The 22,580-nt window shown below is 43.4% G+C and carries 27 protein-coding genes; 18 read left to right on the top strand and 9 right to left on the bottom strand.

All coding sequences use genetic code 11. The features are described 5' to 3' along the window. The first annotated feature begins 9 nt into the window (after positions 1–9). The gene (locus AB9H30_RS15030) at positions 10–1,029 is read left to right on the top strand and encodes a YncE family protein (RefSeq protein WP_371195516.1); all 1,020 of its coding nucleotides are present in this window, start codon (positions 10–12) and stop codon (positions 1,027–1,029) included. A 162-nt stretch (positions 1,030–1,191) separates the two neighbouring features. On the opposite strand, the gene AB9H30_RS15025 is transcribed toward AB9H30_RS15030, so the two are convergent. The 4 genes from AB9H30_RS15025 to AB9H30_RS15010 form a co-directional block, all read right to left on the bottom strand. After that, positions 1,192–1,779 carry an acyl-CoA thioesterase gene (locus AB9H30_RS15025; protein ID WP_371195515.1) on the bottom strand — a complete coding sequence of 196 codons (588 nt, stop codon included), beginning with the start codon at positions 1,777–1,779 and terminating at the stop codon, positions 1,192–1,194. A 207-nt stretch (positions 1,780–1,986) separates the two neighbouring features. Next, positions 1,987–2,631: a hypothetical protein gene (locus AB9H30_RS15020; RefSeq protein WP_371195514.1), complete on the bottom strand. Its 645-nt coding sequence runs from the start codon at positions 2,629–2,631 to the stop codon at positions 1,987–1,989. After that, entirely contained in the window at positions 2,624–3,199 is a 576-nt protein-coding gene (locus AB9H30_RS15015; RefSeq protein WP_371195513.1) for an RNA polymerase sigma factor, read from the bottom strand. The genes AB9H30_RS15020 and AB9H30_RS15015 overlap by 8 nt, the downstream gene beginning before the upstream one ends. A gap of 52 nt (positions 3,200–3,251) precedes the next feature. Next, the gene (locus tag AB9H30_RS15010) at positions 3,252–3,878 is read right to left on the bottom strand and encodes a TonB family protein (RefSeq protein ID WP_371195512.1); all 627 of its coding nucleotides are present in this window, start codon (positions 3,876–3,878) and stop codon (positions 3,252–3,254) included. A 197-nt stretch (positions 3,879–4,075) separates the two neighbouring features. Between AB9H30_RS15010 and AB9H30_RS15005 the strand changes: the two genes are divergently transcribed. From AB9H30_RS15005 to rplS, 5 genes are all read left to right on the top strand, one after another. After that, positions 4,076–5,443, top strand: coding sequence for an MFS transporter (locus AB9H30_RS15005; RefSeq protein WP_371195511.1), 1,368 nt, complete (start codon positions 4,076–4,078; stop codon positions 5,441–5,443). Between the two features lie 231 nt (positions 5,444–5,674). Continuing rightward, on the top strand, positions 5,675–5,923 hold the full coding sequence (gene rpsP, locus AB9H30_RS15000) for a 30S ribosomal protein S16 (RefSeq protein WP_371195510.1): 249 nt from the start codon (positions 5,675–5,677) through the stop codon (positions 5,921–5,923). Between the two features lie 33 nt (positions 5,924–5,956). Next, positions 5,957–6,475 (top strand): ribosome maturation factor RimM, encoded by a 519-nt coding sequence (rimM, locus tag AB9H30_RS14995; RefSeq protein WP_371195509.1) that lies wholly within the window; start codon positions 5,957–5,959, stop codon positions 6,473–6,475. Beyond that, a complete protein-coding gene (gene trmD, locus AB9H30_RS14990; RefSeq protein ID WP_371195508.1) occupies positions 6,476–7,252 on the top strand; it encodes a tRNA (guanosine(37)-N1)-methyltransferase TrmD in 777 nt (258 codons plus the stop codon). A gap of 20 nt (positions 7,253–7,272) precedes the next feature. Continuing rightward, complete coding sequence (gene rplS, locus AB9H30_RS14985; protein WP_371195507.1) at positions 7,273–7,632, top strand: 50S ribosomal protein L19; 360 nt, start codon at positions 7,273–7,275, stop codon at positions 7,630–7,632. A 119-nt stretch (positions 7,633–7,751) separates the two neighbouring features. Here the strand turns inward: rplS and AB9H30_RS14980 are convergent, their stop codons facing one another. The 4 genes from AB9H30_RS14980 to AB9H30_RS14965 all read right to left on the bottom strand — a co-directional run bounded on the left by AB9H30_RS14980 (position 7,752) and on the right by AB9H30_RS14965 (position 10,984). Then, positions 7,752–8,222, bottom strand: coding sequence for a hypothetical protein (locus AB9H30_RS14980; protein ID WP_371195506.1), 471 nt, complete (start codon positions 8,220–8,222; stop codon positions 7,752–7,754). A 278-nt stretch (positions 8,223–8,500) separates the two neighbouring features. Beyond that, on the bottom strand, positions 8,501–8,917 hold the full coding sequence (locus AB9H30_RS14975) for a response regulator (RefSeq protein WP_371195505.1): 417 nt from the start codon (positions 8,915–8,917) through the stop codon (positions 8,501–8,503). 23 nt (positions 8,918–8,940) lie between these two features. Continuing rightward, entirely contained in the window at positions 8,941–10,500 is a 1,560-nt protein-coding gene (locus tag AB9H30_RS14970) for an ATP-binding protein (protein WP_371195504.1), read from the bottom strand. Positions 10,501–10,723: 223 nt separating this feature from the next. After that, positions 10,724–10,984, bottom strand: a complete 261-nt coding sequence (locus AB9H30_RS14965; protein WP_371195503.1) for a DUF6471 domain-containing protein — start codon at positions 10,982–10,984, stop codon at positions 10,724–10,726. Between the two features lie 227 nt (positions 10,985–11,211). Here AB9H30_RS14965 and AB9H30_RS14960 point away from each other — a divergent pair, with 227 nt between their 5' ends. The 7 genes from AB9H30_RS14960 to AB9H30_RS14930 all read left to right on the top strand — a co-directional run bounded on the left by AB9H30_RS14960 (position 11,212) and on the right by AB9H30_RS14930 (position 15,930). Further along, positions 11,212–11,607 carry a DUF2170 family protein gene (locus tag AB9H30_RS14960; protein WP_371195502.1) on the top strand — a complete coding sequence of 132 codons (396 nt, stop codon included), beginning with the start codon at positions 11,212–11,214 and terminating at the stop codon, positions 11,605–11,607. 25 nt (positions 11,608–11,632) lie between these two features. Continuing rightward, positions 11,633–12,316, top strand: a complete 684-nt coding sequence (locus AB9H30_RS14955; protein ID WP_371195501.1) for a PspA/IM30 family protein — start codon at positions 11,633–11,635, stop codon at positions 12,314–12,316. Positions 12,317–12,370: 54 nt separating this feature from the next. Then, positions 12,371–13,042, top strand: a complete 672-nt coding sequence (locus tag AB9H30_RS14950) for a YjfK family protein (protein ID WP_371195500.1) — start codon at positions 12,371–12,373, stop codon at positions 13,040–13,042. 8 nt (positions 13,043–13,050) lie between these two features. Further along, positions 13,051–13,467, top strand: coding sequence for a DUF350 domain-containing protein (locus tag AB9H30_RS14945; protein WP_371195499.1), 417 nt, complete (start codon positions 13,051–13,053; stop codon positions 13,465–13,467). Between the two features lie 11 nt (positions 13,468–13,478). Then, complete coding sequence (locus AB9H30_RS14940) at positions 13,479–14,108, top strand: DUF1190 family protein (protein WP_371195498.1); 630 nt, start codon at positions 13,479–13,481, stop codon at positions 14,106–14,108. Further along, a complete protein-coding gene (locus AB9H30_RS14935; protein ID WP_371195497.1) occupies positions 14,109–15,311 on the top strand; it encodes a glutathionylspermidine synthase family protein in 1,203 nt (400 codons plus the stop codon). A gap of 61 nt (positions 15,312–15,372) precedes the next feature. Next, complete coding sequence (locus tag AB9H30_RS14930) at positions 15,373–15,930, top strand: rhomboid family intramembrane serine protease (protein ID WP_371195496.1); 558 nt, start codon at positions 15,373–15,375, stop codon at positions 15,928–15,930. A gap of 80 nt (positions 15,931–16,010) precedes the next feature. On the opposite strand, the gene AB9H30_RS14925 is transcribed toward AB9H30_RS14930, so the two are convergent. Beyond that, positions 16,011–16,958 (bottom strand): chemotaxis protein CheV, encoded by a 948-nt coding sequence (locus tag AB9H30_RS14925; protein WP_371195495.1) that lies wholly within the window; start codon positions 16,956–16,958, stop codon positions 16,011–16,013. A gap of 223 nt (positions 16,959–17,181) precedes the next feature. On the opposite strand from AB9H30_RS14925, the gene AB9H30_RS14920 reads away from it, so the two are divergent. From AB9H30_RS14920 to tyrA, 5 genes are all read left to right on the top strand, one after another. After that, complete coding sequence (locus tag AB9H30_RS14920) at positions 17,182–17,715, top strand: DUF2937 family protein (RefSeq protein ID WP_371195494.1); 534 nt, start codon at positions 17,182–17,184, stop codon at positions 17,713–17,715. A 41-nt stretch (positions 17,716–17,756) separates the two neighbouring features. Next, positions 17,757–18,245, top strand: coding sequence for a sugar O-acetyltransferase (locus AB9H30_RS14915; RefSeq protein ID WP_371195493.1), 489 nt, complete (start codon positions 17,757–17,759; stop codon positions 18,243–18,245). 257 nt (positions 18,246–18,502) lie between these two features. Continuing rightward, complete coding sequence (locus AB9H30_RS14910) at positions 18,503–20,041, top strand: AbgT family transporter (RefSeq protein WP_371195492.1); 1,539 nt, start codon at positions 18,503–18,505, stop codon at positions 20,039–20,041. A gap of 269 nt (positions 20,042–20,310) precedes the next feature. Beyond that, positions 20,311–21,393 carry a 3-deoxy-7-phosphoheptulonate synthase gene (locus tag AB9H30_RS14905; RefSeq protein ID WP_371195491.1) on the top strand — a complete coding sequence of 361 codons (1,083 nt, stop codon included), beginning with the start codon at positions 20,311–20,313 and terminating at the stop codon, positions 21,391–21,393. Between the two features lie 2 nt (positions 21,394–21,395). Beyond that, positions 21,396–22,547 (top strand): bifunctional chorismate mutase/prephenate dehydrogenase, encoded by a 1,152-nt coding sequence (gene tyrA / locus AB9H30_RS14900; protein WP_371195490.1) that lies wholly within the window; start codon positions 21,396–21,398, stop codon positions 22,545–22,547. Positions 22,548–22,580 lie beyond the last annotated feature (33 nt).

Raw genomic sequence — 22,580 nt, 5'->3', positions numbered from 1 at the left:
ACTGAGCGGATGCGTCGATTTTTCAAAGGCATACTTGTGTTGGTGACAGCCGCACCGTTTGTTTGTGCGTCGATTGCTCAATCCGAGAGTGCGCCGCTACCCATCGAAGCGCCTAAGACAGGTTTGTTGGCGGTTGTTAACAAAACTGATAACAGCGTCAGTTTTATTGATGTAGCGTCTCAAAAAATAGTAAATACTCTTGCGACGGGGCAAGGTCCTCACGAACTGGTGCTATCTGCCGATGGAAAATGGGCAGTAAGTACCGATTTTATTGGCGGCGACAGCCTCACTGTGTTTGATGTTCACTCGCAAAAAGTAGCGCGGACAATTGAGCTGCCAGAGTTACCTGGGCCTCATGGCATTCGTTTTTTAAATGACAGTGTTCGTGTGGTATTCAGTTCAGGGAAGAGCCAGCAACTTGGTATCGTCAATATTTTAAGTGGTAAAGTTACCGGAAGCATTAAAACTGGCCAAAATACAACGCACATGGTCACGCTATCTAAGGACGAAACACTCGCCTTTACCACGAATATCCGCAGTAACTCTATTTCTGTTTTAGATTTGGCCAAGGGCGATAAAATCAAAGATATTGCGACTGAGGCAATGCCTGAAGCGATCAATCTTCACACCCACAGTAACGAGCTATGGTATGGCGCTAATAGAGACGGTAAACTTTTAGTCGTTAATCCTGAGAGCGAAAAAGTACTGGCATCTTGGGATGGCTTTAGTTTTCCTTACCGCGTGCTATTTAACCATGACCAGTCCGTCGCTATCGTGCCCGACTTTAGAAAACACAATGTGCGCTTTTTTGATACTAAAAACAAAAAAGAGATTGGCTTGCTGGCCTTAGAAAAAGAAGCAGGACCACAAGGCATTATTTTGCATCCGAGCAAAGACATTGCCTATCTGTCTTTAAACCTTAAAAATAAAATAGTGGCGATAGACATTGCAACACAGACTATCATTGCAGAATATCCGACTGGCAATAATCCGGACGGCGTAATTTTCATCGAACATCAAATTCACTGAAACATCACACAGACTGCTCATTGGTAAAAGGGTAGACGAATGGATGATTTAAAAAGCTAGATAGTAAATAAGCCCCAAAGCACTATAAACTGTCAACCGCTGAGCGCGGCGCGATGATGATTGACTTATAAAAATGTGCGTCTGAATTTTGGTGCTTGCATGTCAGCTCCTTTTTTTAATAAAGCAATTCTCACCTATCAATTGTGCTTCCTCGCTTGTCATGTCCAAGTTTGTTCGCAGGTTGTGGAATTGTTTTTTGTAGTCAGCTCGGTACTGCTTTCTAAACTTACCCCAAATAAAACGCTCTACTTCGGTATGGTCCTCAAGAATTAAACCCGGCACAGGTATCGAGTTTCGGGAAGCTTCATCAATGGCCACCATCGTGAAATAAGAGGTGTTGGTATGCTTTTCAATACCGCGTTTAAAGTCTTCAGAAACGACTTTTATCCCCACTTCCATTGAGGAGCGGCCAACATAGTTAATCGACGCCATCAAGGTGACTAGTTCGCCAACATCTACAGGATTCACAAAGTTAACAGAGTCTACTGATGCGGTTACACAATATGCGCGACTGTGGGATGCCGCAGCGGTGTAGGCGATTTTATCCATCAGTGAAAGAATGATTCCACCGTGAACTTTGCCGCCAAAGTTTGCATAGCTCGGGATCATAAGTTCTTTTAGCACTACTTGTGATGATTTTACCGTTCTGAAATCAGATGGCGGTGAAGTTTGAGTGACGCTAGTTGTCATATTCGTGGGTTTTTATGAGATAGATACGCCCTAGAATAAAGGCAATTATCGCGCTAAGCAAATTAAGCTAACACGGCAATACGATGTCGCAATGCATATTGAATCATTCCACACATCTTTTACCTGCAAGCAATCATTGCTGTCTTTTTGAAGCACTTAGCATGCAAATACGTGGAGCTTGTAGCATGCGGCAAGCTCTCATTTTAGTTAGGTGCATTGCTTGGTTTGAGCGGTGTCATCGATATGTAAAATATAGCCGTTTTGGTCAAACGTAATCGCTAAAAGCTGGCCTTCATTAAAACGCTTATTGCTGGGGTTGATAAGCGGGAAGTCACTTGCAACAAGCATCGCTAAAGCCTGCTTTGAAATTTCAATAAGCTCATCATTACAGTTCACAAGCTGCAATTCTGAATCTTGTTTTATAACTCTTAGCACCTGCTGCTGCTCGATTTGCTGTGCCTGTTCAACTAAGGCTTTGTGCCGCTCTTCGTTATACTGGAAAAGATTTTTAGCGTTGTCAGTCACAGCCAGTTGTTCAGATTCTAAAGAATGAATCTGTATACTGCGATAGCTTATGGTTATGGGCTCATTTCCTATCGCTGGTATTTCATTTTGCATGCTCTGTACCCCAACTATCACCACGGCAATCGCTAGGCTAGCGTAAACAACAGAGCGCTGAAGATGCGCCGTCAGCGCTTGGGCAATGGTGGCCATGATTGGACGCTGCAAGTTGGCTGCAGCTTTGTCTAATATCGACTGTTTATGACTTACAGGTGCATGGTGGCGCTTCTTCCGTGCTTGATAAAGCGTCGTTAATGAATCTCTGTCATCAGGTGGAAGGCTGCTATTCATGATATTTTTCCAGTTTGCGCTTGAGTAGTTCTCGAGCGTATCGTATTCGCGTTTTAACCGTTTCTTTCGGGCAATGGGTGATCTCGGCAATTTGATCGAGACTAAAGCACTCTTGTTGCAAGCAAAACGCCTCGCGCTGAGCTATAGGCATGTTAGCAAGCGCAGCATCGAAGGCTTGGTGCATGTCTTCATATTCCAGGGTCGAAATTTCGCTAGCCAATCTGTCTGCTGCGAAATTGTCGTCTTCAAAGACGCTGACGAGCCTATTTTGCTTTCTAAATTCATCAATCAAGGCATTTCGGCCGACCCTGAACAGCCATGCCTTAAAGCCAGCGCTAGCTTGATAGCGCTGAGGTTTTTCGTAGACCTTGAGCCAAGTTTTTTGCGCAATATCGCTGGCCAGCTGATGATCACTCAATGATACTAAATAGTGAAATAAATCATCGGCGAGCTTGTCATAGAGCTGGTTGAACACTCGCTTATTTTGACCAATAACATACTCAGCCATAAGCGCCTCTGGGCTGGCGTTTTTGGCGTCAAATATGTTTAGCGTTTGTAAGAGTTTCACTCAGCGTTTCCTTGCTTGACTCATTATTGTAAATATCCAAGTAGCGTTCAGGCTAATCATTGTTGAGTGTGAAGTCCAGCGTCACCATCAGGCCTTGCATTGCAACCGGCTTGCCAGCCTCTAGTTTGGGCTGATATTTCCATTTACGCAATGCTCTGTGGGCGTCTCTATCAAACACTCCTGTGGGCTCAGCATTTACAACTTCAATATCTACTACTTCGCCCTTTGTATTGACGCTAAAAGACAAGGTTACGAAGCCTTCTATGCCATCGCGAGCCGCTTTGTTTGGATAGCTAGGATTAACCCTTACCATTGGCCTAGGCTGCTGATCTACATTAAAAGATGGTTGCGTAAATTCTTTGCCAATATCCGGCGGTGTGAATGTAGCAATGCTGATGGTGTTGTCATCAGGGCTGTCATCGGGGACAATTTGAGGTGAGGGTGGCGGTGCTGCAATGTCAGGAGGAGGCGAAATCACTCTGATGCTTGGAGGCGTGTCTTTTAGCTCATCCATAATGGCATCAATCATGACCACAGGTTTAAGCTGTGGCACTCGCTCAATATCTTGAGCGATTAAACTATGCATACCGGCAAATATGCCAAAGGTCGCCAAAGCGCCCATTATTAAGCTGCCCGAAAAGCGAGCAAAGGATGCACTAGGCATCGTGTTTTGATTCATGAGTATCATAAGATGATTACCTTTTTTATTATTGAGTTCACAGCAAAAACGTTTCATTAAATAAAAAGGGGTGAATTTTTTACAAATTCTAAAAGTTATTTTGGGATGGGCTTTCTATGTATGGTTTAATTGCGTATCGTTTAATTACGTCATGATGTTGCTTCAAATTTTCTCTTTCACGTTTTGTAGGTCATTAATTGTCTAAATCACCGCTCACTACCTACGCATTGATTGCAGTTTGCGTAGGCTATTTAATTGCGCCTATGGGAATGGCGGCTGTCAATGTGGCCATCCCCACGCTGGCGGCAGATCTTCAGGCTAATGCCATCAAGGTAGGTTGGTTACCCACGCTCTATATTTTGGCTAACGTCGCTTTTATGCTGCCCTTTGGCAAATTGGCCGACAACTACGGGCGTAAGCGCATCTACGTGCTCGGTCTAATACTCAACGCGCTTGCTGCGGGAATGTGCGCAATTGCTAGCAATATTGATTGGATTTTATTTTGGCGTTTCGTGCAGGGTGCATCAGGCGCGATGATTTTTGGTACTGGGGTTGCGATAATTACCTCAGTTACCCCCTCGCACAAACGCGGCAGTGCATTGGGTACGGTTGCGGCTTGTGTTTATGTTGGCCTTACTTTGGCGCCAGCCGTAGGAGGCTGGTTGACCGAGTGGTTAGGGTGGCGCTCCGTGTTTTATTTTCAGATCCCTCTGGTTATTGGTTTGCTAGTGTTTATTAAGTTAAAGCTGCATGGGGAATGGAAAAACGACAAACACTCTCGTTTTGACTGGATCGGCTCTGGTATATTTTTAAGCTTTTCGTGTTCTCTAGTATATGGACTGAGCAAATTACCCAGCTTATTGGGCATCTGCCTGTTGCTTATATCGATGTTAAGTTTGCTAGGCTTTATCGTTCATCAAAGTCGCGATAAACAGCCTCTGATTAGGGTGCAAATGTTTCGCGAAAGTCGGGTGTTTAGCTTGTCGTTGTCGACATCATTTCTGATGTACGGCAGCAATTTTGCCATTCTGTTTTTACTCAGCTTATATCTGCAGTACATCAAGGGATTTAACCCGGCATATGCAGGCCAGATATTATTGATGCAGGCGCTTTGCATGGCAATTATGGCGCCTATTGCAGGCAAGCTTTCTGACCGGTTTCAGCCGCGTATTATTGCGACTTTAGGCTGCGTTATTGTGACGTTTGGTTTTGTATTTTTAAATCAACTTAATACTGAAACAAGCGCACTGTATATTGGCAGTTCTTTGGCCATTGTGGGCATCGGTTTTGGCTTATTCTCCACACCAAACAACAACGCTATTATGAGCTCGGTAAAAGAGCAAGAAGTCGGGGTTGCTTCAGCCTCAATGAACTTAGCTCGCACCATCGGCAACCTAGTGGGCATGAGTATTGTCAATCTGATGATGCACTATTATTTAGGTGACGCCACATTTACCGCTGAAACTAATCCAGAACTGATGAGCACCATCTCATTAGCACTGATGATGTCTTTGAGCTTTGTAATCGCTGCATGCTTTATTTCGTCTTTGCGCGGCAGGCAATAGCGCAAGTCTCGATGGATTCCAAATCTTATTCAATACTCCTTCAAGCATCGCGCACATTACAATGCTTAGTTCAATAGCGCTGAATTATGGTCAAACACCGAGTTTTGTTGCGTTGCACAGGTAACTTAGCCTTGCAATACAGGCTAATCTGCGTATAATTCGCGCACCTTTTTACCGTTGGTGGTAGAAAGGCTTTGTTAACGGTAACGCTACAACGAGTTTGAGGCATATATGGTTACTATTCGTTTACAGCGTGGTGGTGCGAAAAAGCGCCCCTTTTATCAAGTGGTTGTTGCTGACAGCCGTCGTGCTCGCAATGGCAAGTTCATTGAGAACATTGGCTTTTTCAATCCAACTGCACAAGGTCAAGCTGAAAAGCTTCGTTTAGACCTTGAGCGTGTTGAGTATTGGGTTGGTCACGGTGCGGGTCTTTCTGACCGTGTTGCACGATTGGTAAAAGATGCAAAAGCTGCTGCGTAGGCAGTTTCTTTTGTAGCAAAGGATGGAGTAAGAATGAGTGTAGCGTCTGACACATTAATTGTTGGCAAAATCGGAGCGCCTCACGGCGTGAAAGGTTGGGTCAGAATTAACAGTTTTACTCAAAATGCAGAAAATATATTTGATTATGAGCCCTGGAAACTTGGCGCTAATCAAACTGTTCAAGTTGATCAATGGCGCACCCACAGCAAAGCTCTCGTAGCTAAGCTAGTTGGTGTCGATACTCGTGAAGATGCTGAGCTGATAAAGAACTTAGATATCAGTATAGCCACATCGCAGTTGCCTGAGCTTGAGAACGATTTTTACTGGAAAGACTTAATTGGTATGCAGGTAATAACCGACAAAGGTTATGACTTGGGTATCCTTAAGGAATTGTTCGAGACCGGCTCAAATGACGTGATGATGGTAAAAGCCAATCCTAACGATGCATTTGGTCAAAAAGAACGTTTATTGCCTTTCATTTACGACCAAGTCGTACTAGAAGTCGATAAGCAAGGTAACACGATTAAAGTGGACTGGGATCCAGCGTTTTAAATGGATTCTGTCGAAGGCAAAACCGCACAGCGGTTTAGCGTTGTTACTCTATTTCCCGATATGTTCACGTCTTTTATTGAACAAGGCGTATTTGGCAGAGCGGTAAAGAGAGGCTTGATTGAAGTCAACTTGGTTAATCCGAGGGACTTTGCTCTCGACAAACATCGCACGGTTGACGACAGGCCCTATGGCGGCGGACCTGGAATGCTGATGATGGTGCAACCATTAGCAGACGCAATTGCTAAGGCAAAACAGACCTTAGCAGCAAACAGCAAAGTGATTTATTTGTCCCCACAAGGACGCACTCTTAATTACGAAGGGGTTAAATCTATCGGTCAGAGCACAGATTTAGTGCTAGTAGCAGGCCGATACGAAGGAATCGATGAGCGCTTAATACAGACTTTAATAGACGAAGAATGGTCTATTGGAGATTACGTATTAAGCGGCGGCGAATTACCTGCCATGGTCTTAATGGATGCAGTGGCTAGATTAATTCCCGATGTGCTAGGGCACAATCTGTCGGCTGAGGAAGATTCGTTTTCTAATGGCTTACTTGATTGTCCGCACTACACACGACCTGAAACCTTTAACGATTTAACGGTACCTTCGGTGTTATTAAGTGGTGATCACGAAAAAATTAGACAGTGGCGGCTTAAAGCGTCTTTAACAAGAACCTTAAGCAGGCGCCCTGATTTATTAAATAGCCTAGCTCTGACTGAGGAGCAACAGCGAATGCTTCAACAAATTAAGCAAGCTGATGCAGCAAACGACAGTTAATACTAGGAAGAGAGGATTCGATGGCTAAAGTCAATCAAGATATCATCAAGAAAATTGAGCAAGAACAGCTCAAAACTGATTTACCAGTGTTCGGCCCTGGTGACACAGTAGTCGTAAAAGTAAAAGTGAAAGAAGGTGATAAAGAGCGTCTTCAGGCATATGAAGGGGTTGTTATTGCTAAACGTAACCGTGGTTTACATTCTGCGTTTACGGTTCGTAAGATTTCAAGCGGTGAAGGTGTAGAGCGTGTGTTTCAAACTCATAGCCCTGCGATTGATTCCATTGAAGTGAAACGTCGCGGTGCAGTTCGCAGAGCTAAATTGTACTATCTTCGTGAGCGTTCAGGTAAATCTGCACGTATCAGAGAAAAACTTAACTAACATTAATTTACCGTTACTGTTAACAAATAAAAACCCGCCTTTTGGCGGGTTTTTTCTTTTGCGTAAAGACTCTTATGCAAACAGTACTTTCTAAGATTTGGCTGAGTTATTTTTAAATGTTACTCAGGCACTGCAGCAACTGTTGCACCGCGTCTCTTGTTTTCATTCACAAAGCGAGGCAATGGTTTGCCGTTGCAACGAATGTAGTCCTTGTTAATTTTGTATTTAGCAGCAGTTTTATCAATACCGTGGGTTAGTGATTCTAAACAAATTTTAGATTCGACGTCATTATTGGTCGCAACTAGCTGAACCTGCGAAGCGTTTTCGCCACGGATTTGAGCGTTTGCAAAGTGCTTAGCAAAAGTGCTTAAGTCTTTGTTGTTGCAGGTGACGTTTTTCTCAAACTTGCGAAATGATAAACCCTTGTCTGAGACTAATTGCTTTGCAGCATCTAAACCCTCAGTTGCGGCCACATAACAAATTTTAGTTTCAAAATTTTGGTTAGCCATTGATATGGCAGACGCATCCGCATGAGCATTGGTTGCGACAAAAGTTAGCAATGCTGCGCTAGTCAATATAAGTTTTTTCATGGTATTCGCCTTTTCAAAGTCGTTGGGTATGTTTCATTACGACTAAGCATAATCATTTCTTCCCTGTGTGTGGGATTGTATAACATACCTGTGTATCAGATAAAAGTAATCGTTATGTAATGAGCACTGCAAAAATAGTGCTGATACTTGAGTATATTTCGCGTAAACCCAGCAATGCATGGGCTCTATAAAGCTATCGACCAATGTCTAAAAAACTTTTTGCTTAACAATAATAGGTATGGATTTTCATCAATTCATACAGCAAGGCTCAACAGAGCCTAGTCGGGTAACATTACTATTTGAAAGTAACCACCGAGCACATCGACCACGCGTTCAATACCTTTTTCCGCATCATCTTTTAAAAAATATCCGGCAACGTGTTTTTCGTAGCTTGCCTGAATATCGTTTATGTCAGATGAGGTAGATAAAATAAATACCACCGCATCTTCGTATTCTTCGTGCTTTCTTAACTCGCTTAAAAACTCCATGCCGCCCATGCGGGGCATATTTAAATCGAGCAATATTACAAATGGTTTTTGCACAACGCCAAGGGCTAATTTTTCGAGTGCATCTACGCCATCTTTTGCTCTGATAATTTCATTAGTAACTTTTCGCTTGGTAAATTCATGTTTGAGCAACTTAAAATCTACATCATCATCATCTATTACAAAAAGAGTTGGACAGTTGGACGTCATAGTTAATTCGCTTATAGGTAGATTTATGTCTTTGCTTTAGTGTGTGTCGCGGCTTTTTGCGTATGCTTTACAATTGGCCAATAAATGGTGAAGCAGCAGCCACTTTCGCCATCGGAAGATATTTCAATACGGCCTTGGTAATATTCGACGTATTTCTTTACTACCGAGAGCCCCATGCCGCTGCCTTCGACTTCATCTCGAGGTTTGAGGGTTTGAAAAAGTTTAAATACTCGTTCGTGAAACTGTGGTGAAATCCCCGGTCCATTATCCTGAACCTTAATTATGTAATAGTGTTTAGATGTTGATGCCTCAACCCTTACTTTTGGGTGTTCTTTATCATTGTGTTTAAATGCGTTGGAGATCAAGTTAAGTAAAATGGTGTTAAATGGCACGGATGGAACATACATCATAAGTTCATCAGCATTGAGTTCGAAGTGCTCTGGAATATCTAACAGCGGGCGAAGCTCATCAACAGATTTCTGCAATGATAAGCGTGTGTTTTTGACCTCTTCACGACCGATTTTAGCAAATTTTAATAAATCATTTAGCAAGGTGTGCATGCGCTCAGCGCGATTTACAGCAAAGCGTAAATTTTCCTTCGCATTCTCTGGCAGAGTTCCTTCAGTTTCTTCTTCTATCCATACTAATAATCGGCGAATGGCATTTAAGGGCGACTTAAGATCATGAGATGCGATACTGGTAAAATCATCGAGTTCTTGATTGGCCTTTTGCAGGTTAATGATCAGCTTGTGCTGTTCGGTAATGTCTCGACATACACATAAAATGTATGATTCACCGTTTTTATCTTCAAAACGACGTTTAGTCGAAGCAACAATAATATGACTACCATCTGGCATGTGTAAGTCTTCGGTAGTCTCGCTAATACCCTTTTCAAAGGCCATGCGGTCGAAGGTGAGAAATTTTTCAGAGGCTTCGTCATCATATTCTTCAATGGTGGTATAACCGATAACCTTATCGCGCATAGACTCAGGATACACCTGCAAAAAAGCATTATTGGCATACACAATTCTAAATTCGGCGTCTTTTACAAAAATCCAATCCTTATTGTTCTGCAGCATTAATTTTTGCAGTTCAAAAGATTTCTCAGCCTCGAAGGTTTCGCGACGATGAATAAAGAAATTCTGCACGTCTCGAGCAATAACGCTCAGAATTCGCAGCTCTTTATTGGCGAGGGCTTCGCCAATTTCGCGGGTGAACACTACGGCGCCAAACTTTAAGCCATCTAACAAAATCAAAGGTACGGCTATTACCTGCACTTGATGTTGAGGCTCGTCAATATGCTCTGGTGTTTGGAAAGATTCTATGGCAGTAAATTTGCTTGTGTTGAGTATTGCCAATGCGTTTCTGGAAATTTGTTCGGGTATGTCCCCAAGGTTATGCAGGCTAACACATTGGTCATCGTAATCGGCGATAACCGCACAGCGCTGTGCATTGAAAACCTCCATCACTAAATCACAAATGTCGGTGAGATTTTCACCCAGATGATCAGACAGTGCAAAAGTTAAATCATCCTCATTTATCAGAGGTTTACCTAGATATTGCTCTCGTTCATGACGTGGCATATTTCAGGTCTGTGAATTCATAAAGTCGTCATTTTACACTATCCTGATTAATGAATATTATCAACGTTTAGAGAGTTTAGAGTGGGATTACTGTTGTATTTGATACTATTTCTGGGCTTTGTATCGAAGGTTACGATGTGTTCTTCCACCATTATCGGAAAATAATGCGGGCGTGAAATACTTTCATGTTATCTATAATGTGGCGCAGTACAGAGCAAAAAGTTTAATCGCAGATATCCTCCAGCATATCTTCAATGTCTTCATGTCGAATATGTTTGATGTTGAGTACAAACATAATTTGTAACAATAAATCAGCGCCTAAAATGCCTTTGTTAACTTTGTTACGCAGGTTATCCGCGCTCTGGTCAACGCCAATACCCGCAAGTTTATCGCTTAAGTCTTGATACTTAATCCCTTTTTTGGATAACTCTGCCTTCAATAGTCGCTGAACCAACTTCCGCCAATCGTTTGCTCTTGCCTGCATTTTTAACCTACTTATTGTGTCTTTATGTGACTTATAATTTACATTTAAACATTATTTTAATCAAAAGTAATAAAAAACTTTGACAATTTTTGAACTTCGATACTATACTCTCGTCCAACATAAGCTGTAGCTGGGGCAAAGCAAAGCACATTGCTCCCTAGTATTATCTTCATTTATCGCTAATATAGATAGCGACATGGTTAATACACACTTTTAGGAGATACAGAATGACGTGGGAACTATCACAACTTGCTGAAGTAATTTCGGAAGTCGATGGATATGTGGTAACACACGAGGCTGATTGTTTATTGATCGCCAACGAAGATGGGCTCGATGCATGGTTAGCAATAAGCGGCGAGCAGATACTAGTAGAATCTTTGCTATTTTCACTTGATGAGGTAGCCGACGCAAACGCTATGAACAATGAAATTTTGCGCACGCACATGTTATTTCCGCTTACAACGATTGGCATTTCAAACGTGGCTGGTGGTGAATACTACACGGCCTTTGGCTCGCTAAGTGCGCAGTCCAAAAAAGAAAGCGTGTTAATCGAAATTCAAACCCTTTTTCAAAATGTTGAAGCATTTATCGATGCCTACCAAGGTTTCTTAAAAACAAATTAATCACTATTCACTACCGGAGATGACCATGTCAGTTTGGAGAAAATTATTTACTGCTGTTAAAGGCACTGCTAACGAGACCGCACAAGCGGTGGTTGATAGCCAAGCAATTAAAATATTAGAGCAAGAAATCCGCGAAGCTAAAGATGAGTTGCGCAAATCAGACCATGCTCGCACGCAAATTTTGGCAAAATGTAAATTGTCACAACAGAAGGTCGATGGGCTAAATAAGTCTATTGCCGAGTTTGAAGAGCATGCTCGAAAAGCGATTGATACTGACCGTCAGTTGGCCCTTGATTGTGCTGCTCGGGTGTCTGAGCTTCGCGGGCAACTTGACATTGAGCAAACGTATTTGAACCAGTTTACTGCATCTGAAAAGCAGCTTGCCAGCAATATCGGCCAGGCTAAAAACAACCTGCGCCGCTTAGAGCAGCAGGTTGATATGGTAAAGGCGACCGAATCAGTCCAGCGGGCTCAGGTATCGGTATCTTCTAGCCATTTAGGAGCAAACAGTAGAATGAAGACAGCTACTGAGTCCTTGGCTCGCATCCAAGAGAAGCAAAACTTAAGAAGCGCAGAGCTTGAAGCCGCAGAAGAGCTTGCACAAAGCGAATCAACAGACGACTTAGAAAAGCGCCTTGCCGGAGCGGGCATCAAAGGTGGTCAATCGAGTGCTGATGATGAACTTAGTCGGATTTTAGGTAACAAATAGGCTAGGGCTGCATGCATTGTGTAGCCATTTACTGGCGATTATCAGGAGGATTGCATGTTTAGAAAGCTGTTCGGTTCAAAGGTGTTTGGTTCGAAAGAGCAGCCTGATCATGAAAGTCGTCCAGCAAGCCCTGAAATAATGGGGCTTTATTTAGGTGGGTCTTTCGAACTTGACCCACTTAAACTCAAACTTATTGAACCTCAACTGAAAATAAACGGTGCCGCCCATAAACATCTTATTCAAGCAGTGGGTAAAATCGCATTGGATACCGGTGGCACTATGTTTCGATTTTATACCGACGATGATGCCTTTTTACAGGTCGTTACCGACGGCGGTGAATCTGAAAATCACATTACTGATGTTAAACTTTGGTACTTCTACGATACTAAAACAGTGGGTTCTCAATCCCAATGGTCCCAACTAATTTCGAGCGGTATATCCAAACCTCAATATGATCTAGACGGTGATTCATACTATCGTGTCTGGGACGCTATTGGCGAGGAGTCGCCGCCAGTTGCGATGACTGAAACTACGTATGAGCAAGATGGCGATACCAGCACCACTGACCAGTTTATAATGCTGTATGAAAGAGACTTGGGTAATGATAACGTAGAGGCCTTACTGGTTGCCGGTGAAGAAAAAATCGTAGATAACAATCATGACCGATGTTTAGTAATAAGCACCGGTTTTGATGTATCTCCCGCAGACATAACAATCAACGGTTAAGGAATAAAATGGACGCTGTTATCACTTCAATATCAGGCTTAGGTAACTTTGCCTTGTACTTTTTACTATCAATTGCCTTATTTTTTGTATTTAAATTAGTTTACGCGTTTGTGACACCACACGATGAATGGAAGCTAGTAAAAGAACATAGAAACACTGCGGCCGCTATTGGCTTCGCAGGCGCTATGATTGGTTTTAGTATTGCCCTAGCCGGTGCAGTCAGTAATTCTGAATTTTTGCTCGATTATTTGGTATGGGGTGTTGTTGCACTTGTTGCCCAACTGTTTGCATTTGCGCTGCTGCGTTTTACTTTTATGCCAAAGATCGCAGAGCGTATCACAAACGATGAAGTCTCTGCTGGTATAATGTTGGGTGCAATGTCTGTGGCGGTAGGCTTGCTAAATGCGGCTTGTATGACCTATTAGGAGCGCTGGAAATGACCGATACATCTAGTCAAAAACTAAAGCAAAAGCGCACGCGCAATATTGACTTACGCAGCATGCGTAAGGCCTTTTCATTAAAACCGATTACGGTTGGTCTTGCCGGATTGTTATTGAGCGCATGCTCGTCGCAGCGCGAAGAAGCCATCGTATTTAATAATCTTGACGAGTGCGTGAGCGCTAATCCAAGTGCAAGCGCACAATGTGAAGTCGCCTACGAAGGCGCGCTAGCAGAAGCGGCTCGAACGGCGCCTAAGTACAATACAGCCAATGACTGTGAATTTGAGTTTGGTCCCAATCAGTGTCAACAGGTGCGCACCAGTTCTGGTTCATTTTTTATGCCTTTTATGGCTGGTTATATGGTGTCTAGCTTGCTTTCGCCGAGGCCGTATTATCAGCCAATGTTTACTTCATATTCTCCAAACTCTCCGTATCGTTATCGCTGGATTGGCGCGGACGGACGAGATTTTGGTGGCTTGAACAAAAAACGCTACAGCGTAAGCAAAAGTGTCTTTGATAAAAAACCTGCGGTGACGCGTACCATGCAGCGCGGCGGTTTTGGCTCGTCCGTAAGGGCAAAATCTGCTTGGGGAAGCCGCAGCGGTTCAAAAGGATGGGGTGGTTAAATGCTCCGAATGGGCATTCAGCCCAGAGCAAATTGGCAGCAAATGGCGCATGAGTATGGTTTTCACTTCCATACCATGCACGGCCAAGCATATTGGGACGAGAGCGCTTATTATCAGTTTACCCTAGAGCAAATTGAACGCGATTTAGAAAGCCCCACTGAAGAAATACAACAAATGTGTCTGCACGTCGTAGGCAAGGTGTGTAAAGACGAGGAGCTGCTGCGAAAGTTTGCGATCCCTGAAGGTTTTTGGCAGCCGATTGCGGATTCGTGGCGGGCGCAAGAGCCGTCACTTTATTCCCGCTTAGACTTTGTTTATGACGGCAAACATCCTGCAAAATTACTTGAGAACAATGCTGACACGCCAACGAGCCTTTATGAATCAGGCTTTTGGCAATGGCTTTGGCTGGAAAATAACGTCGATAAAGGCAAACTGCCTAAAAACGCTGACCAATTTAACTCCCTGCAAGAAAAACTCATCAATCAACTGAAGGTCATCGCGCATTACTATGGCCTAAATTATATGCATTTTGCTTGCTGTAAAGATACTGACGAAGACCGCGGCACAGTACAATATTTGCAAGATTGCGCGAAGGCTGCCGGTATTGATGACTACTTCGTATTTGTTGAGGATATTGGCTTAGGCGAAAATGGAGACTTGACTGACCTGCAGGACCAAATTATATCGCATTGCTTTAAGCTATATCCGTGGGAGTTTATGCAGCGAGAGGAGTTTGGTCTAGCCTCGATAAAGGCAAATACAGCTTGGGTAGAGCCAATTTGGAAAAGCGTAGTATCAAATAAAGCGCTATTGCCAGCACTCTGGGAGTCTTTTTCTGGGCACCCCAATTTATTGCCCGCATTTTTTGAAAGTGACCTTCCCAAACTCAAGCATAAAGATCTGCAGGCCAATAAATGGGTTAAAAAGCCGCTCTTTTCTCGTGAGGGTGCCAATATAGAAATTCTGCAAGCAAATGCTGCGGGGCTGACTTCCTTGGACCATGCAAACCTTTCTACTTCCGGTCCTTATGGTGAGGAAGGTTTTATCTATCAAGCGTACACACCTTTACCAAAGTTCGGCAACAGCCATACTCTAATAGGCTCCTGGTTAGTAGGAGACGAGGCCGCAGGTATCTCTATTCGAGAAGACGAATCGATGATTACCCAAGATTTGTCGCGTTATTTGCCGCATATTATTATTTGAGGTCTTAACATTACATGTCCTCGCACATTAACATGCATCAAACAGCGCAAGGAGTTCTCTCATGGTAGAGCAAGCTCGTCTTCTCAAACGTCCTGATTGGCACTATGTGCTCGCGGTGCTAATACTGCTGAGTATTATTGAAATTGTGAACCTCTTTAGTGGTCGTATGCTAAATCAGTTTTCGGTGATACCGCGAGAGTTAAGCCACCTCGGGTACATTTTTACTTCACCGTGGCTGCATGGCAGCTTTACTCATTTTATGTCCAATATTGTGCCCTTCGCGGTGCTGTCATTTTTGCTCTTAGAGTTTGGACTGAAGCGCTATGTCATGGTGAGTGGCCTGTTAATCATCATGACCGGGTTATTGGTTTGGCTATTTGCACGAGAGGCAAGGCATGTCGGAGCCAGCGGTGTTTTGTATGGCTATTTTGGATACTTATTGCTAGCAGGGTTTTTAAGCAAACGGATTTGGTTAGCCGTTATTTCAGTTTTGGTGCTGGTTTTTTATGGCGGCATGATCTGGGGCGTATTGCCCAGCCAGCCTTACATCTCATGGGAGTCCCATTTGTTTGGGTTTGGCTCAGGCCTTATATTGGCTTGGTACTTAAGAAAGGCTTAGGGTACATCAATACATAACTTGGTTTGCCGGCCATTCGCTTATGCCCTGTTGGTTTTTGTTACAGTAAACACAAACAGTCTCTAGGTTTCTAATGCTGCTCGCATTCTTTCTTGCAAGACCTGCACGAGCAAATCTGGCTGAAACTTGGATATTAGTCGGTCACAACCGACTTTCTTGACCATCGCTTCGTTGAAACTGCCGCTAAGAGAAGTGTTAAGCGCAATGAAAAGGTGACTCATGCGCGGATCGTCTCTTACTTCGGCGGTTAATCGATAGCCGTCCATTTCAGGCATTTCGGCGTCAGTAAACATCATCAAAATTTCGTCATCAATGGATTTACCGGCATCAACCCATGCTTTTAAACGTTTTAATGCAGCTAAACCATTGTGATCTTCAATGACTTCTACGCCCAACTGAGTGACCGTTTCTCTAATTTGCGAGCGGGCAGTGGCTGAGTCATCAACTACCAAAATTTTTCGGCCCTTAAGCTCGGTACTTATTTGATGATCTAAGACGTCTTCAGATATGCTGGTGTCGTAATGTACGATTTCCGCCAAGACCTTTTCAACGTCAATAATCTCGACTAACTCTTCGCGCTCTTCAAACTTTATTCGGGTGATTGCGGTTAAATAGTGGTTTTTACCGACATTACTTGGCGGGGGTTGAATATCGCTCCATGAGGTATTCACAATATGCATTATTTGGCCAATCAGGAAGCCTTGAACCGAGCGATTGTATTCGGTGATGATAACATTATTCGCTTCATAGTTTTCAGCGCTGCCCTTAAGTTGAATCGCGGTACGTAGGTCGATGATCGGAATCGACTTACCTCGGTAATTAATTACGCCAGTTAAATGCGAATGTGAGCCTGGCATACGATTTAATTTTGGCAGAGTAATGACTTCACGTACTTTAAACACGTTTAGCGCAAATGTGTGCCTTGAGCCTAATTTAAACATCAAAATTTCAAGGCGGTTTTCGCCAACAAGCTTAGTTCGCTGATCGATAGAAGACATCAGTTTAGACATTTCATTACTTCTCTTATGCAGGTTTTACGGTAGCCAATTTATGAATTCATTTTAAATTAGATAAGAATTACTTTATTCATCGCTTAGCAGTGCTATATTTCATAGTTGGCTATCGGCAATTGATGGCATTTCTGCAGTTTGTGGTCGTATTGTATAGCTTGCGAACTAATTCACGCTTGGCGTTTCTAAGCCCTACAAACAAATAACGACGGAACTTATATTAATGCTTGCATCAAGCGCGACTTATTTGCTTAACCTGTTACGGCTTATTGTCTTTGCTGTAGTAGTGCTCATCGGTGTGCAAATTCCAGGCTTTGTTGGGCAATATCAATCTTTGGTGAATGCGCATTTGTCGGAAGCAAAGCAAAACCTATCGGGCTTTCAACAAACCGCTCAGCGGTATTTTCTGGGTGACATCGATAAACTGATTACGCACTATCGTCAAAGCCAAGACCAGGTGTTTGTGAGCGATGCCGAGAACATTCAGGCAATTGTTGACCGTGTATCGTTGCTAAATGTTGAAGCCCTAGCTCTGCAGCAACACCCATTAATGGCGACCCTACATGTGAGTCAGCAAGTCAATAGTCCGCTGTTCATCGAAACCCTTGAAGGATACCAATGGGCCGTTCCACTCAATAGTCAGGCCTTATTTTGGGGTTTAGGCTTTGCTATTTTACTTATTTTGTTATTTGATATCTTCGGGTTTTGCTGCAAACGCATATTATTCAAACCAAAGCATAAGGCAGTAATAGCTTAATTCTTAAATCAACTTACCTACATAATCAAGGCAGATAAACCATGACTGAATCTGAAAAAATGGCAAAAGGTGAGTGGTATTTTGCGACCGATAAGCTACTGGTTCAGCAACGTATGCGGGCAAAAACTCAGTGCTTTGATTTTAATCATACTTCTCCCGGTAGTGCTTCTGAGCGTAAAAAAATACTTAAGCAACTGCTCCCAAACGCGCCTAGCGCTTGGATTGAACCCAGTTTTTATTGTGATTACGGATTTAATGTTCACGCTAAAGGCGCATTGTTTATTAACCATAACGTAAGCATTTTAGATGGTGCGCTAGTCACATTTGGTCGCAATGTGTTCATTGGTCCAAGCACGGTAATAGCGGCGACCTCACATCCCATGGAAGCCGATAGTAGAGCTAGAGGTTTGTGCCGCTCTTTGCCAATAATGATTGGAAATGACGTGTGGATAGGCGCTAATGTAACCATCGTTGGTGGTGCAGTCATTGATGATGGCAGTGTTATTGGCGCAAATTCCCTAGTCAAATAAGCTCGCTGAAGTAAATTTAGCATCGCATTTAAGACCTTAACTGACAAAGTTAAGTGGCTAATTGGCTTCGCAAATCTAAATTAAATGTAAAAACCCTCCTCATCGTCTTGCAATCTCCTTCACTTCTCGCATAATCAAGTCAAGGTATGTGAGATGCGATATCTGGTAATTTATTATTTTTATAAACAGACGCGCCGCCTGCAAACGAGTTTATTGGCCACATACAAAACAATAATAATAAATATGGAGCTGTAGCGATGGAACAAACCAAATCTACCTGGGTCACTCGCGCCCTTGATAAAGTCGAAGTAGTCGGAAATAAGTTGCCCGATCCAGCGATGATTTTCTTTATTTGCTTAGTCATCATTTGGGTGTGCTCTGCAATTTTCTCGCAGTTTAATTTTTCAGCCTTAGATCCGCGAACAGGCGAAGCGATCGTCATCAATAACCTGCTTACTGGAGCATCTCTAGCCGACTTTTTGAGTCGAATGGTCACTATATTTACCGGTTTTGCTCCCTTAGGTGTAGTGCTAGTGGCGATGTTAGGTGTGGGTGTGGCAGAGCACTCAGGCTTTATCAGCGCGGGTTTAAAGCGCATGCTCGACTCGACCCCTAGAGCACTGTTAACACCTATGGTCGTGTTAGTAGCAATTGTGTCCCACACCGCAACAGATGCGGGTTATGTATTGGTTATACCTTTAGCCGGCGTGATCTTCTATGCGATGGGTCGACACCCATTAGCGGGTATTGCAGCCGCATTTGCTGGCGTGAGCGGTGGCTTCTCTGCTAACTTTGTACCATCAGCCATCGATCCTTTACTGCAAAGTTTTACTCAAGAAGCGGCGCGTATTATTGATCCAAATATTATGATTAACCCCCTAAACAACTGGTTCTTTAACTCCGCGTCTTCGTTGTTGGTGATTGGTATCGCATGGTATCTCACCGATAAGGTGATTGAGCCGCGTTTAAAAAACGTCAAGGTAGATGGAGACCCTGAAGACATTCCTAAGTTTGAAGAGCTCGATCCAAAGCAAACGCGCGCATTGCGCTGGGCTACTGCAGCGCTTGTTAGCGGTATTGTAGTATTAGTATTGGTGCTTATTCCTGAGACTTCACCGATGCGTGATGCGAATGGCGCCTTAACCTCCTTTGCCGCACCGGTCATGCAGTCTATTGTGCCAATTATATTTTTACTATTTTTATTCCCCGGAGTGGTTTACGGCTACATGTCTGGCACGTATCAGTCGACCAAAGACATGATCCACAGCATGACCAAAGCTATGCAGGGTATGAGCTACTACATTGTTATGGCGTTTTTCTGTGCTTTGTTTATTGATGCCTTTGGCAAGTCTAATCTTGGCGCGTTAATGGCAATTGAAGGCGCTGAGTTTCTCAAAGCGCTGTCACTTCCAGCGATGATAACGATTGTGGGTATTATCTTTTTGACCGCTTTTGTGAATTTGTTTGTGGGCTCAAGTTCCGCTAAATGGGCGCTTTTGGGGCCGATTTTTGTACCCATGCTTATGCAATTGGGTATTTCACCTGACTTAGCGCAGATTGCTTATAGAGTAGGTGACTCCTCGAGCAATATTGTTACACCATTGCTGCCTTATTTCCCGCTGGTGGTGGTTTACTGTCAACGTTATGTGAAGTCTACTGGTATTGGCACCTTGCTCTCCTTGATGCTGCCATTTAGCATTGCGTTATTGATATGCTGGACAGCATTCCTGCTAATTTACTGGTCTATTGGCATTCCCTTGGGCATTCAATCTAGCTACATCTATCCAGCGATGTAAACTATAGCAAAGCAATAATTTCACATGAAACGGCGCTTTAATCGTATTAAAGCGCCGTTTTTGTCTATTTAGTCAATAAAACCATTGCTGTTACTAGCAAGGTTTGTTAAAACGCTCGTAACGGTGAATAAATATAAACCCACCGATTCGCAGTATGGGACGCAAAGACACCGACAGAACGTGGATTACCGCGCAATAATAAGTTTCTCTACTAAAAATTAAAAAGCATTGCCCGTAATCGCAATGCCTCTAATGTGTAAAAAATAAACATGCAAAAAGATAGTGTAACCAACCTTCATGTCAGTTCTGAAGAGGTGCTTGTCACCCCAGAGCAATTGGCTAAACAACTGCCTGTTAGTGACAAAGCCATTTCGTATGTCGAAAATGCCCGCAGCATTATTTCAGATATTATTCATGGTAAAGACCATCGCTTACTGGTGGTCTGCGGACCCTGTTCAATTCACGATGTAAAAGCTGCCAAAGAATATGCACTGAAGCTCAAAGAGCTGCACGAGTCTTGCAAAGATACCCTTTACGTGGTGATGCGCGTGTATTTTGAAAAGCCGCGCACGACTACCGGTTGGAAAGGTCTGATCAACGACCCGCACATTGACGACTCATTTGATATTGATACCGGCATTCGCCGAGCCAGAGAACTACTTAACTGGTTAGCTGAGCTTGAAATTCCTGTGGCAACCGAAGCCTTAGACCCGATTAGTCCGCAGTACTTAGGTGAGTTTTTCAGTTGGGCTGCTATTGGAGCACGCACTTCAGAATCACAAACTCACCGTGAAATGGCCAGCGGCTTGTCTATGCCGGTTGGTTTTAAAAACGGTACCGACGGCAACCTAGACATCGCTATTAATGCGCTCAAGTCTGCCGCATCAGGGCACAGCTTTATGGGGATTAACAAGCAGGGCCAAGTCAGCATTATTAAAACTGAAGGTAACCCTGACGGCCATGTGATTTTGCGCGGTGGTAAGCAACCTAACTATGATTCAGTATGTGTATCTCAATGTGAGGATGAGCTTAAATCAGCAGGCGTAAGAGCGGCACTAGTTGTCGATTGTAGTCATGCGAATTCGGCAAAAGATTATCGCCGACAGCCCTTAGTGGCAGAAAATGTCGTCAATCAAATTTTAGAAGGCAACCAGTCAATTATTGGCATTATGCTTGAGAGCCATTTAGTGGAAGGCAATCAGGGAACAAAAGGTAAAACGGCTAGCGAACTGACATATGGTCTCTCAATTACCGACGGCTGTATCAGCTGGGAACAAACTCAAAAAAGCATTTTGGCGGCCCGCGAAAAACTGATCACAGTGTTGCCAATGCGTTTGCAGAAACGTTTATAAAGATGAGTTCTGATTCGTCGCTCGATCAAAAACTATCTGCCCTTCGAGCACAAATCGACGAGGTAGATAGTGAATTGGTTAAATTACTAAAGAAACGCAGTAGCGTAACTCGAGATATTGGGCGATTGAAAAGTGAGTATGCGCAGCCAATCTATGTGCCTGAACGCGAAAAAGCGCTCATTGAAGCTAGGCGCCAACAGGCAGAAGAGTTAGGGCTGTCGCCTGATTTAGTCGAAGATATTTTGCGCAGAATGATGCGCGATTCTTACCATTCTCAGCATGCCAAATATGCATGTGTAAATCCTGAAATCGCTAAGGTAGTGGTGGTAGGTGGAGCAGGAGCGCTAGGAAAAGTATTTGTTAGTTTATTTGAGCAGAGTGCTTATTCAGTAGCGGTGCTAGACAAGGCGCAATGGCAAAATGCTGAGGAGATTTTAAGTGACGCTGATTTGGTCATTATATCGGTTCCAATCAATACTACATGCGATATTATTGCGCAATTGCCTAAACTAAAATCATCTTGTGTATTGGCTGACGTCACGAGTATCAAACAAGCACCATTAGATGCCATGATGGCCGCGCATAGTGGCCCTGTATTGGGTTTACATCCTATGTTTGGCCCTGATGCACCGGGTATGATAAAACAAGTTGTCGTAGTGTGTGATGGGCGTCACAGTGATCAGTATCAATGGTTGTTAGAACAAATGCGTCTTTGGGGTGGTTCGCTTTATCCCAGCAGTGCCGCTGAACATGATCATGCCATGGCCTATATTCAGGTGATGCGCCACTTCAGCACCTTTGTGTATGGTCAGCATCTTCAGCAAGAAAATCCAAAGCTCAGTGAGCTTATTGAATTTAGTTCACCAATCTATCGTTTAGAGCTTGCAATGGTTGGACGTTTGTTTGCTCAAGCTCCTGAATTATATGCCGATATTATCTTCAGTAACAAAGACAGCATCGCGCTTCTGAAACGTTTTAGTCAACGCTTTGAAATGGCAATTCAACTCTTAGAGCATGGCGATAAGTCAGCATTTGTTGAGCAGTTTAAAGAAGCGGCTTTATGGTTTGGCGATTATTCTAAAATATGCTTAATCGATAGCAAAAAAATGCTGCTGAAAGCAGACGATAGCCATCTGTTACGAAAAATAGAGTGATTAAGGGTGCTGCAGTATTGTAAGCGCCTCATA

The organism is Glaciecola sp. SC05, assembly GCF_041380235.1.
Classification (GTDB): domain Bacteria; phylum Pseudomonadota; class Gammaproteobacteria; order Enterobacterales; family Alteromonadaceae; genus Glaciecola.
Note: the sequence above shows the minus strand (reverse complement) of the source record. Positions and strands in the feature narration are given on the sequence as shown.